Source organism: Tardiphaga alba (genome assembly GCF_018279705.1).
Lineage (GTDB): Bacteria > Pseudomonadota > Alphaproteobacteria > Rhizobiales > Xanthobacteraceae > Tardiphaga > Tardiphaga alba.
This window is the reverse complement of sequence record NZ_CP036498.1, coordinates 4,963,612-4,976,293: the sequence shown is the minus strand read 5'-3', so window position 1 is coordinate 4,976,293 and position 12,682 is coordinate 4,963,612. Positions and strand designations below refer to the sequence as shown.

The window sequence follows — 12,682 nt, the reverse complement described above, 5'->3', positions numbered from 1 at the left end:
CGCCGCAATGAAAAGCCCTCCGCGAGAGTCTCACGAAGGGCTGATTTAATGTGCAGGTGAATGCCGTGCGGCGGTAAATCTCAACGATTGATTTCGCCGGACATCACCGGACCGAACGGCTCCCATTTCTCGCCGGTAAAACGCATCATCTGCAGCTGCTCGATCGGGTAATGATCATTCGCCGACGTGTTCAGCTTCACGCCCGGCAACACGATGTCCGGCACGAAGTCGCGCAACGATGCGGCCTGCTTCATCACATTGGCGCGGGTGAGGTCGTCGCCGGCTTGTTTCAGCACCTGCACCATGGCCTGGGCCACGCCATAGCCATAAACGGTGGAGATGTCGTTGCGGCTGTAGTCGGGTGCATATTTCGCAAGGAATGCCGTGAAGCGCTTCATGCCCTCGTCATTGTCCCACTGCGCATCGGAACCATCCTTGGCGTAATAGGCGGACAGGATGCCCTGCGAGATGTCAAGGCCGGCAGGCTTCAGCACCGAGCCCACCGAGGCGCTGGCATAGCCCTGGATATAAAGCGGCTTCCAGTTCAGCGCTGCGACTTTGCGGATCGCCTGCACCGCCGATTTTGGCGTGGTGACACTGATGAACACATCGGCGCCGGACGCCTTGAGATTGATGATGCGGCTGTCGATGGTCGGCTCGCTCAGCTCATAGCCTTCGGCGGCAACGATCATCAATGCCTTGTCGCCGAGCCCGTCCTTCAGGCCCTTCAGCACATCCTTGCCGAAGTCGTCGTTCTGGTAGAGCACCGCGATCTTCGCATCGGGCTTTTCTTTCAGGATATAGGCGGCATAGATCCGGCCTTCGCTCTGATAGGGCGGCTGCCACGCCATGGTCCATGGCCAGGCCTTGTGATCGCCGAACGACGTGCTGCCGGCGCCGACGAAGAGTTGCGGCACCTTCTTGCTGTTCAAATATTTCAGGATGGCCGTGTTCGAGGGGGTGCCCAGCGGGTTGAACACTACGAGGACTTCATCCGATTCCACCAGCTTGCGCGCCTGCTCGACGGCCTTGGATGGATTATAGGCGTCGTCATAGCTGATGAAATTGATCTTGCGGCCGTTGATGCCGCCCTGATCGTTGATCATCCTGAAATAGGCGGCCTCGATGATGCCCGCGGTGCCATAGGCCGAGGCCGGTCCGCTATAGGGCATGATATTGCCGATCCTGATCTCGGTATCGGACGCACCGGTATCGTAGGTCTTCTGCGCGATTACGGGGGAAGCGACTGCGACAGTCAGCGCCGCGATCAAGGTGAAAGAGGCAGGCGAGCGAAGGCGGGTCGGCATAACCAGAAAGATCCTCGGCGCGGCGAGGGGGCGCGGGTACCGGCGCCAAAAGAAAAACCCCTCGCGATGCGATCGCGAGGGGCACTGTCGATGTGGCAGAAAGATGGTGGTGGACCCTTCTCATCTCTTCGTCATGGCCGGGCTTGTCCCGGTCATCCACGTCCTTTCTACCTTGCTGCGAAGACGTGGATACGCGGGACAAGCCCGCGCATGACGGCGAAAACTAGCCGTCGATCTTGCCGGCGATGATCGGGCCGAACAGCTCCCACTTCTCGCCCTTGAAGCGCTGCATCTGCAGCTGTTCGATCGGGTAGAAGTCGGTGGCCGAGGTGTTGATGGTGATGCCCGGCAGCAGCGTGTCGGGTGAGAAGTCCTTGAGGCTCGCCGCCTGCTTCATGATGTTGGCGCGGGTCAGGTCGTCGCCGGCCTGCTTCAGCGTCTGCACGATGGTCTGGGCATGGCCATAGCCGAACACGACCGAACCGTCGGTCTTGTTGGCGTCCGGCGCATATTTGGCGAGGAAGGCGTAGAATTTCTTCATACCCTCGTCATTGTCCCATTGCGCATCGGCGCCGTCCTTGGCATAGGCCGCAGACAGGATGCCCTGTGCATTCTCGAAACCTGCCGGCTTCAGCACTGCGCCGACCGAAGCGCCGACATTGCTCTGGAAGTACATCGGCTTCCAGCCGAGCTCGGCGACACGCTTGATCGCCTGGGCAGCGAATTTCGGCGTGGTGATCGAGACGAATGTATCCGCGCCGGCGGCCTTCAGCTTGACGATGTGCGAGTCGATGGTCGGCTCGGACACTTCATAGCTGGCTTCGGAAATGATCATCGATGCAGCCTTGCTGCCGAGACCATCCTTCAGGCCCTTCAGCAAATCCTTGCCGAAGTCGTCGTTCTGATACATGACGCCTATCTTGGCGTCCGGCTTTTCCTTCAGCAGATAGGCGGCATAGATGCGGCCTTCGCTCTGATAGGCCGGCTGCCAGCCCATCGTCCATGGGAAGTCCTTGTACTCGCCGAACTTGGTGGCGCCGGTCGAGACGAACAGCTGCGGCACCTTCTTGGCATTCATGTATTTCTGAATGGCCGAATTCGACGGCGTGCCGAGCGGCGAAGCGAGGAACAGGACTTCATCGGATTCGACGAGTTTGCGTGCCTGCTCCACCGCCTTGGGCGGCGAGTAGCCGTCGTCATAGGTGATGAAGTTGATCTTGCGGCCATTGATGCCGCCCTGGTCGTTGATCATTTTGAAATAGGCGGCCTCGATCGTGCCGATTACGCCATAGGCGGATGCGGGTCCGCTATAGGGCATGATGTTGCCGATCTTGATTTCCTTATCGGTGGCGCCGGTATCGTATTTCTTCTGCGCGAGCGCGCTGCCGGTGAGTGCGACGGAGACAGATGCGGCGAGCAAAAAGGACGTCGCGCGCGTACCAAGCAAAGGCATTCCGGGATCTCCCTAGATCTTTGTGAGTGAAGTTCTTTTTGTCTTTTCATTGGACCACATTGGTCGGCGGCGATTGAATACGGTTCGCTTGTAGCTGGCAAGAAAAAGCCCCCACAACTTTCGTCGCAGGGGCTTATCTGTCTTAAAGTTAATGATGAACGGATCGATCAGCGCCGCATCTTGCTGAACATCGCCTGCGCACCGTAAGCGAGCTGACGCGCACCGTTCGGCAGCAGGAAGATGATGAAGATCAGGATGACGCCGAACACGGCGCCGGACAGACCCTTCGAGACGTGCTCAGCGATGTTCGGGACGAACACGATGAACAGCGCACCGGCGAGCGAGCCCGGCAACCAGCCGACGCCGCCCACGACCATTCCGAGGAACAGCGCGATGGCGAGCTGAATGGTGTAGCCATCCGGCGCCACGAACTGCACGGCGATGGCGCCGAGACCGCCGGCGATGCCGGTGATGCCGGCGGAGACGCCGAAGGCGAGGGTCTTGTAGAGCGCCATATCGACACCCATCGCGGAGGCCGCGATTTCATTGTCGCGGATCGACATCATCGCGCGGCCTGAGCGCGACTTCAGCAGATTGACCGACACGATATAGATGACGATCGCGACGACGAGGGTGAAGAAATAAAGCCACATGTCCTGCGACACCTTCAGCCCATGGAGGCGAAGATCTCCGGTGCATCCGGCTTGGTGACGACGAGGCCCTGCACGCCGCCGGTCCAGTGTTCGAACACGCCGAGCTTCAGCAGTTGCGGCATCGCCACGGCCAGCGCGAAGGTCGCCAGCGCGAGATAGATGCCGGACAGCCGCAGCGCGGGCAGGCCGAACAGGAAGCCGGCGATGAAGCAGACGATGCCGGCAAACGGAAGCGTGAGCGCATAGTTCATGCCGGCATGTTCGATCAGGATCGCCGACGTATAGGCGCCGAGCGCGTAGAACGCGCTCTGGCCGAGCGAGAACTGGCCGCTGGCACCCGTGAGGATGTTCAGCGCCAGCACCGCGATCGCGTAGATCAGAACCATCGTCATCTGGAAGATGATGAAGTTCTTCACGAAGAACGGCGTGATCGCGAGGAGGGCGAGCAACACCAGCGAGGCACCCGGACCGAGCGACATTGCCTTTTTGGGGACAGCGGCGACGACCGGAGCAGAGGAGACTTCTTGCACGGTGCTCATGATCACACTCGCTTCACGATGGTGCGGCCGAACAGGCCATGGGGTTTGACGACCAGTACGGTGATGATCAGCGCCAGCGCGATGGGCAGCTTGAGCTCGTTACCGACACCCGGAATATAGGTGCCGACAAGGTTCTCGAAGATGCCGACCAGGAAGCCACCGATCACGGCGCCGAGCGGGCTCGACAAGCCGCCGACGACGGCGGCCGCGAAGCCGTAGATCAGCACGCCGCCCATCATGTTGGGCTCCAGGAACACGACGGGAGCGATCAGCATGCCGGCGATCGAACCGATCGCGGCCGCCATGCCCCAGCCGAGTGCAATCATCCACGAGGTGTTGATGCCGACGAGGCGGGCCGATTCCGGCATCACTGCCGCAGCACGCATCGCCAGACCCACGCGGGTGAAGCGGAAGAACAGGAACAGCAGGATCAGCAGCATCAAGGTGACGCCGATCATGCCGGCCTGATGGGTCGAGATCAGCTGGCTGCCCAGGAACGGGGCAGAGCCGAAGGGCGACGGGAACTGCTTGATGGTGAAGTCCCAGGTCAGGCCGGCGACGCTGTTCACGATGGCGAACAGCGCGATGAAGCCGGCGACATGGGTCAGCACCGGCGCCTTGGCGAGCGGCTTGAACAAAGCGCGCTCGATCACGACACCGCCGATGAACGAGAACACCAGCACCAGGATGAAAGCGACCCAGTAGGGCGTGCCCCATTGCATCAATTGCCAGGCGACGAAGGTCGAGAACATCGCCATTTCGCCCTGGGCGAAGTTCAGATGGTCGATGGCCTGGTAGATCATCACGACCGCGAGCGCCATACAGGCATAGATCGCGCCCGTGGCAATGCCAGCCAGGACTTGGTTGGTAAACAGCTCCATGGCTTCCCCCTCAATATCCCAGATAGGATTTACGGACGTCTTCGTTGTTCGCGATCTCGTCGGCGGTGCCGGACATCACGATGCGTCCTGTTTCGATCACATAGGCCTTGTCGGCGAGTTCGAGCGCGAGCTGTGCGTTCTGTTCGACGACCAGGATCGAAACCTTGTCCTCGCGGTTGATCTTGCCGAGGATCTTGAACAGATCCCGCACGATCAGCGGCGCCAGGCCGAAGGAGGGCTCGTCCAGCAGCATCAGGCGGGGCCGCAGCATCAGTGCGCGGGCGACCGCGAGCATCTGCTGTTCGCCGCCGGACAGCGTGCCGGCCTGCTGGGTGTGGCGCTGCTTGAGCACCGGGAAGTGGTCATACATGCGCTCGATATCGTCATCGATCGCCTTGGTGTCCTTGCGGCTGATGGCGCCGAGCTGCAGGTTCTCTTCCACCGTCATGGTGGTGAAGGTGCCGCGGCCCTGCGGCACATGGGCGATGCCCAGGCGCACGATGCTCTCGGTCGACTTGTTGTCGAGCTTCTTGCCCTCGAACTCGATCGAGCCGGTGGAGCGCACCATGTTGCAGATCGCCCGCAGCGTGGTGGTCTTGCCGGCACCATTGGCGCCGAGCAGTGTGGTGAGGCTGCCTTCCTTGAGGTCGAATTCGAGGCCGTGCAGCGCCTGGACCTGGCCGTAATAGGCGCGCAGGTCTTTCACATGGAGCATCGTGCTCATGAATCCTTGTCCCCCAGATAGGCCTTGATGACAGCCGGGTCTTTCTGGACGGCAGCCGGGGTGCCTTCCGCGAGTTTCTTGCCGAAGTTGAGCGCGACCACATGGTCGGCGATCGACATCACGAGGCCCATGTGATGCTCGACGAGCAGCACGGTGACATCGCGTTCGTCGCGGATGCGGCGAATGAGATCGCCGAGGACATAGACCTCCTCGTGATTGAGGCCGCCGGCAGGCTCGTCCAGCAGCAGGATCTTCGGCTCGGCCGCAAGCGCGCGGGCGAGCTCGACGCGCTTCTGGGTGCCGAACGGCAGGCCTGACACCACGGTGTCGGCAACGTCCTGCAGGTTGAGATAATCAAGGATGTCGTTGACGTCCTTGTTGATCGCCGTTTCGCCGCGGCGCACCCATGGCAGCTTCAGCGCATCACTGACGATGTCGCTATTGGTGCGCGCATGCTTGCCGACGCGGACATTGTCGCGAACCGTGAGGTTCGGAAACAGCGCGACGTTCTGGAAGGTGCGGCCGATGCCGATTTCGGAAATCTTGTGGGCGGGCCGTGTCAGGATCGACTGGCCTTCCATCAGGATGTCGCCCTTGCTCGGCTGATAGAGCCGGCTGAGGCAGTTGAACAGCGTCGTCTTGCCGGCGCCGTTCGGTCCGATAAGGCCGAGGATGTGGCCCTTTTGCATATCGAACGAGACGCCGTTCAATGCAATGATGCCGCCGAACACGACGCTGACGTCGTTGACCTGCAGCAGCGGTGCTCCCGATGCAGCAGGCGCGCGCGGCGCCGAGTGGGTTTGTGCGACTTGTGCCTGCGTCATGTGCGATGTCCTTCGCTATGACGAAGGCCATCGCAGTGAAGGCTATCCGAGCCCTTCAACAATACGAGCAACTTTCCCTCCTGATTTGTTTTTCTTTGGTTCTGTTTTTTTTGGTTGCGGCGCCGCGAGTCCCCCAAGCGCCGCCTCGATGTTTCTTACCATCGCGAGTAAGCGAGGTCCAATGTCGTTGCGTAGTCGCTCTTCCGTGAAACGAAATGCAGGTGCGCCGCAATTGAATGCGTAAGGGCCTGTGCCATCGTTCAAAGTGAGTGCGACGCCGGCCGCGTGTACATCGTCCTGCCATTCACCGGCGGAAATCACGAATCCATATTTGGCAACCATCTCGCCGGCTTGTTCGAGGCCGTCACGCATCTTTGCCCAGCGGCTGCCGTAATGTTCGCGAAACTCGCGCAGCAATTGGGCGCGCTCTTCTGCAGGCAATGCCCAGAAATAAGCGCGGCCCATTGCGGTCGTCGCGATCGGGATGCGGGAGCCGACATCGAGCTGAACGCCGACGGTCATGGACGAGCGCGACTGCCCGAAATAAATCATGCTGAGACGATCGCGTGCGCCGATCGCGCAGGCGCCGCCGGTCTGTCGCATCAATTCGTCACGAAATGGCTCGGACAGCGAGCGAATGCCGAGGTTCGCAAGTGCGGCATACCCCAGGGCCATGGCTGCTGGCGCGAGTTGGTACTTCTCGAAGCGCGGAACAGGCGTAAGGTAGCCGAGCTTTGTCAGCGTATAGGTGAGACGTGAGATCGTCGGCTTTGGAAGATTGGTGCGCGCCGCGATTTCCTGATTGCCGAGCATTCCGTCATTCGGACGGAACGCACGCAGCACATCGAGGCCACGCGCCAGTGCGACGACGAAATTGCGATCGGTCGCCGCTGATTTTACTGAACGCTTCACGCTTCCCCGATGATGTGTCTCACGTCAACTTGTTCGATGACGTCTATTTGTTTTCGCGAGAGCTTGCGCCCAGATTGGTTTTTCTGTCGGGCGCCCTCGTTGACAACGGACGCTCTTCAAAATAACCCTGCCTGTCAAGATGTGGAATTAAATTTCGCACTGCGAAACAACAAAAATCAGTCCTGATTTCGACCCAAGGAGAATGCCGTGAGCGATGTCGTGAAGCTTGAACGTCATGATGATGTGGCCGTCGTGATGGTCAATTCGCCGCCGGTGAATGCCCTCAGTGCGGCGGTTCGCCGCGGTATCTTCGACAATGTGAAGGCCGCGAATGCCGACAGCGCCGTGAAGGCGATTGTCATCGCCTGCGAAGGCCGCACCTTCATTGCCGGCGCCGACATCACCGAGTTCGGCAAGCCGCCGCAGTCGCCGGGCCTCAGCGAAGTCATCGCCGAAATCGAGAATTGCTCTAAGCCTGTCATCGCCGCGATCCACGGCACCGCGCTCGGCGGCGGCCTCGAGCTTACGCTCGGCTGTCACTTCCGCGTCGCCGTCAAGGAAGCCAAGCTTGGCCTGCCCGAAGTGAAGCTCGGCCTGTTGCCCGGTGCCGGCGGCACCCAGCGCCTGCCGCGCGCGGTCGGTCCCGAACTCGCCGTGCAGATGATCGTCACCGGTAATCCGATCAGCGCATCGGAAGCGCTTAAGAACGGCCTGATCGAAGAAATCGTCGAAGGCCCGAAGGCGGGCGCCGTCGCATTCGCGAAGAAAGTCGTCGCCGAGAAGCGCCCGCTGCGCGTGCTGAAGAACGACGATTCGAAGCTCGCTGCTGCCAAGGCCGACCGCTCGATCTTCACCAATGCCGCCGCTGCCGCCAACAAGAAGAACCGCGGCATGAATGCGCCGCTGGCTTGCGCCGAAGCGGTGAGCTGGACGCTGGATACGCCATTCGATGAGGCGCTGAAGAAGGAGCGTGAAATGTTCCTGAAGCTGGTCGCCGACGACCAGTCGAAGGCGCAGCGTTATGCCTTCTTCTCCGAGCGCGAAGCCGCCAAGGTGCAGGGCGTGCCGGAGAGCACGAAGCCGCGCCCGGTCGAGCGCGTCGCCATCATCGGCGCCGGCACCATGGGCGGCGGCATCGCCATGTCCTTCGCCAATGCCGGCATTCCGGTCACTCTGATCGAGACCGGCGAGGAGCAGCTCAAGCGCGGCCTCGGCATCATGCAGAAGAACTGGGAGAACACCGCGGCCCGCGGCGGCATCCCGGCGGATGCACCGGCCAAGCGCATGGCGCTGATCAATGGCAAGGTCGGCCTCGATAACGTCAAGGATGCGGACCTGATCATCGAGGCCGTGTTCGAGACCATGGCCATCAAGAAGGAAGTGTTCACCGCCATCGACGCCCACGCCAAGCCGGGCGCGGTGCTGGCCTCCAACACTTCCTATCTGAACATCAATGACATCGCCGCCGTCACCAAGCGTCCGCAGGACGTGCTCGGCATGCACTTCTTCTCGCCGGCCAATGTCATGAAGCTGTGCGAGATCGTGCGCGCCGAGAAGACCGCGCCCGATGCGCTGCTCACCGCCGTGGCCATCGCGCGCAAAATTGCAAAAGTTCCGGCTGTGGTCGGCGTCTGCGACGGCTTTGTCGGCAACCGCATGCTGGCAGCCCGCTCCAAGCAGTCCGAAAAACTGTTGTTCGAAGGCGCGCTGCCGCAGCAGGTCGATGCCGTCGTCACCAAGTTCGGCTTGCCGATGGGCCCGTTTGCCATGGGCGATCTCGCCGGCCTCGATATCGGCTGGCGCTCGCGTCAGGACCGCGGCATCAAGTCGGAAATCGCCGACGCGCTGTGCGAAGCCGGCCGCTTCGGCCAAAAGACCGGCAAGGGCTACTACAAGTATGAAGCCGGCTCGCGCGCGCCGATCCCGGATCCGGAAGTCGAGACGCTCATCGACGAGACCTGCAAGCGCCTTGGTCTCACACGTCGGGCCATCGGCGACCAGGAGATCCTGGAACGGATGGTGTATCCGATGATCAACGAAGGCGCCCGCATCCTCGAAGAGAAGATCGCCTCGCGTCCGAGCGACATCGATGTGATCTGGCTGTACGGCTATGGCTGGCCGATCTATCGCGGCGGCCCGATGTTCTATGCCGATCTCGTCGGCCTCAAGGAAATCGCCGATCGCCTGTCGTTCTACGCCAAGCAGACCAACGACCCGTCGCTGGAGCCGGCCCCGCTGCTGAAGAAGCTTGCGGACGAAGGCAAGACGTTTGCTTCGCTTAAGGGCTGAGGTCGAGACGACTTAGATGACGCAGGCTCTGCCTGCTCTCCTCCCCCGTGCGAAGCGAAGCTTCGCTAGGCGGGGAGGAGCCGGAGGTGGGGGTGGCCACGGACGACGGCGTTTGTGGCTACCCCCACCCTGACCCTCCCCGCAAGGGGGAGGGGACACTTCTGTCCAGTCCCGATTACTTCAACATGCGGACAAGCGCGCATGACGTCTTCCTACCCCGGCGATAAATATTATCCCAAAGGCGTGCGTTGGGACGCGCCGATTGCGCGCGGCACCTTGCCGGGCCTGCTGGCCGACGCTGCACGCGACTACACCACACGCACCGCCATCGAGTTCCGCAGCAAGCCGATCTCCTTCACCGATCTGCAATCCCGCGCCGATCTCGCCGCCGCCAGTTTCATCCGCGTCGGTCTTGGCCCCGGCGCCACCATCGCGCTGTTTCTCGGCAACACGCCGGACCATCCCGTCAATTTCTTCGGGGCGCTGAAGGCGGGCGCTCGCCTCGTGCATCTGTCGCCGCTCGATGGCGAGATCGCGCTGTCGCACAAGCTGAGCGACTCCGGTGCGCGCGTGCTGGTCACCAGCAATCTCGCCGCACTCCTGCCGATGGCGCTCAAGTTTCTCGACAAGGGCCTGCTCGACCAATTGATCGTCTGCGAGGACGATGACTGGGGCGCCATTGGCACGCCGCAGCTGTCGCTTCCGAGCGATCCCAGGATCGTCACCTTCCGTAATTTCGCCGCAGGCGCCACGCCGCCTGCGGAATGGCCGAACATCTCGCCCGACGATATCGCGCTACTGCAATATACCGGCGGCACCACCGGCTTGCCGAAAGGCGCGATGCTGAGCCACAGCAATCTCACCTCGGCGGTGTCGATCTACAATGTCTGGGGCGCGCCGTCGCGTGCCGAGCGCAACCGTGTCGAGCGCGTGATCTGTACGCTGCCGCTGTTCCACATCTATGCGCTGACGGTGATTCTGCTCGGTCGCATCAGTGTCGGCGACACGATCTCGCTGCATCAGCGCTTCGATGTCACCGGCGTTCTCGATGATATCGAGAAGAAGAAAGCCACCGTGTTCCCCGGCGTCCCCACCATGTGGATCGCCATCGCTGCCGATTCGTCGCTGGAAACTCGCGATCTGTCCTCGCTTGCCGTCGCCAGCTCCGGCGGCGCGCCGCTGCCGGTGGAAGTCGCGCGACTGTTCGAGAATAAGACCGGCCTCAAGCTGAAGAGCGGCTGGGGCATGACCGAGACCTGCTCGCCCGGCACGGCGCATTCCGCCGAAGGCCTCGACAAGCCCGGTTCGATCGGCCTCGCTTTGCCCGGCATCGAGCTCGATGTGGTGTCGCTCGAAGATCCGTCAAAGGTGCTCGGCATCGGTGAGACCGGCGAGATCCGCATCAAAGGGCCGAACGTGACCAAGGGCTACTGGAATCGCCCGCAGGAAACTGCGGAAGCCTTTGTCGGCGATCGCTTCCTCACCGGCGACATCGGCTATATGGACGAAGACGGCTACTACTATCTGGTCGATCGCAAGAAGGACATGATCATCTCCGGCGGGTTCAACGTCTATCCGCAGATGATCGAGCAGGCGATCTACACCCATCCATCCGTGCAGGAAGTCATCGTCATCGGCGTGAAGGACGATTATCGCGGCGAGGCGGCGAAGGCCTTTATCTCGCTACGCAATGGTGCAGAGCCGTTCACGGCCGACGATCTGCGCACATTTCTCACCAGCAAGCTCGGCAAGCACGAATTGCCGGCCGCCGTCGAATTCATGACCGATTTGCCGCGCACCACGGTCGGAAAACTCTCGCGCCACGCCTTGCGCGACTTGATCGCCACGCCCACACTCAGCCAACAATAAAGACCTGGAGGATACACATGACCGACGCCGTCATCGTTTCAACTGCCCGTACCCCCATCGGCAAGGCCTATCGTGGCGCACTCAATGCCACCGAAGGCGCGACGCTGCTCGGCCATGCCATCGAGCATGCCGTGAAGCGCGCAGGCATCGACCCCAAGGAAGTCGAGGATGTGGTGATGGGCGCAGCCCTTCAGCAGGGCGCCACCGGCGGCAATATCGCGCGCAAGGCGCTGCTGCGCGCCGGCCTGCCGGTGACTGTCGCCGGCACCACCATCGATCGCCAGTGCGCCTCGGGCCTGCAGGCCATCGCGCTCGCAGCCCGCTCGGTGATCTTCGACGGCGTCGAGATCGCGGTTGGCGGCGGTGGCGAGTCGATCTCGCTGGTGCAGAACGATCACGCCAACAAGTTTCACACCGTCGATCCCGAATTGCTGAAGATCAAGGCCGACGTCTATATGCCGATGCTCGACACCGCCGAGACGGTGGCGAAGCGTTACGGCATCTCGCGCGAGAAGCAGGACGAATACGGCCTCGAAAGCCAGCGCCGCACCGCGGCCGCGCAGCAGGGTGGCAAGTTCAACGACGAGCTGGCGCCGATCACCACGCAGATGGCCGTGACCGACAAGGCGACCGGCGCCGTCTCCATGAAGCAGATCACCCTGTCGCAGGATGAAGGTCCGCGTCCGGAAACCACTGCCGAAGGTCTCGCTGGCCTCAAGGCCGTGCGCGGCGATGGCTTCACCATTACCGCCGGCAATGCCTCGCAGCTCTCGGACGGCGCCAGCGCGACCGTGATCATGAGCGACAAGCTCGCGGCGTCGAAGGGTCTCAAGCCGCTCGGTATTTTCCGCGGCTTCGTGTCGGCCGGCTGCGAGCCGGATGAAATGGGCATCGGCCCCGTGTTCGCTGTGCCGCGTCTCCTGAAGCGCCATGGTCTCACCGTCGATGACATCGATCTCTGGGAGCTCAACGAAGCCTTCGCCGTGCAGGTGATCTATTGCCGCGACAAGCTCGGCATCGATCCGGAGAAGCTCAACGTCAATGGCGGCGCCATCTCGGTGGGCCATCCCTATGGCATGTCGGGCGCACGTCTCGCCGGCCACGCATTGATCGAAGGCCGCCGCCGCAAGGCGAAGTATGCCGTCGTCACCATGTGCGTCGGTGGCGGCATGGGCTCCGCCGGCCTGCTCGAAATCGTTCAGTAATCAAAACTGCTATCAAGGAGGATCCG

Annotated in this window: 9 protein-coding genes and 1 pseudogene; 3 read left to right on the top strand and 7 right to left on the bottom strand. The window is 61.8% G+C overall.

Annotated features, from left to right (window positions below):
* Window positions 1–80: 80 nt before the first annotated feature.
* From RPMA_RS23830 to RPMA_RS23800, 7 genes and pseudogenes are all read right to left on the bottom strand, one after another.
* Window positions 81–1,307, bottom strand: coding sequence for an ABC transporter substrate-binding protein (locus RPMA_RS23830; protein WP_211910129.1), 1,227 nt, complete (start codon window positions 1,305–1,307; stop codon window positions 81–83).
* A 223-nt stretch (window positions 1,308–1,530) separates the two neighbouring features.
* The gene (locus RPMA_RS23825; protein WP_211910128.1) at window positions 1,531–2,760 is read right to left on the bottom strand and encodes an ABC transporter substrate-binding protein; all 1,230 of its coding nucleotides are present in this window, start codon (window positions 2,758–2,760) and stop codon (window positions 1,531–1,533) included.
* A 167-nt stretch (window positions 2,761–2,927) separates the two neighbouring features.
* A pseudogene (locus RPMA_RS23820) lies at window positions 2,928–3,952 on the bottom strand (branched-chain amino acid ABC transporter permease).
* Window positions 3,953–3,954: 2 nt separating this feature from the next.
* Window positions 3,955–4,833, bottom strand: coding sequence for a branched-chain amino acid ABC transporter permease (locus RPMA_RS23815; protein WP_211910126.1), 879 nt, complete (start codon window positions 4,831–4,833; stop codon window positions 3,955–3,957).
* Between the two features lie 10 nt (window positions 4,834–4,843).
* Window positions 4,844–5,557, bottom strand: coding sequence for an ABC transporter ATP-binding protein (locus tag RPMA_RS23810; protein ID WP_211910125.1), 714 nt, complete (start codon window positions 5,555–5,557; stop codon window positions 4,844–4,846).
* Window positions 5,554–6,381 (bottom strand): ABC transporter ATP-binding protein, encoded by an 828-nt coding sequence (locus tag RPMA_RS23805; RefSeq protein ID WP_211910124.1) that lies wholly within the window; start codon window positions 6,379–6,381, stop codon window positions 5,554–5,556. Before RPMA_RS23805 ends, RPMA_RS23810 begins: the two co-directional genes overlap by 4 nt.
* 42 nt (window positions 6,382–6,423) lie before the next feature.
* Entirely contained in the window at window positions 6,424–7,293 is an 870-nt protein-coding gene (locus tag RPMA_RS23800) for an IclR family transcriptional regulator (protein WP_211910123.1), read from the bottom strand.
* 207 nt (window positions 7,294–7,500) lie between these two features.
* Here RPMA_RS23800 and RPMA_RS23795 point away from each other — a divergent pair, with 207 nt between their 5' ends.
* The 3 genes from RPMA_RS23795 (at window position 7,501) to RPMA_RS23785 (ending at window position 12,656) form a co-directional block, all read left to right on the top strand.
* Window positions 7,501–9,582 carry a 3-hydroxyacyl-CoA dehydrogenase NAD-binding domain-containing protein gene (locus RPMA_RS23795; RefSeq protein ID WP_211910122.1) on the top strand — a complete coding sequence of 694 codons (2,082 nt, stop codon included), beginning with the start codon at window positions 7,501–7,503 and terminating at the stop codon, window positions 9,580–9,582.
* Window positions 9,583–9,783: 201 nt separating this feature from the next.
* Window positions 9,784–11,451, top strand: coding sequence for a dicarboxylate--CoA ligase PimA (gene pimA, locus RPMA_RS23790; RefSeq protein WP_211910121.1), 1,668 nt, complete (start codon window positions 9,784–9,786; stop codon window positions 11,449–11,451).
* A gap of 17 nt (window positions 11,452–11,468) precedes the next feature.
* The gene (locus RPMA_RS23785; RefSeq protein WP_211910120.1) at window positions 11,469–12,656 is read left to right on the top strand and encodes an acetyl-CoA C-acyltransferase; all 1,188 of its coding nucleotides are present in this window, start codon (window positions 11,469–11,471) and stop codon (window positions 12,654–12,656) included.
* Window positions 12,657–12,682 lie beyond the last annotated feature (26 nt).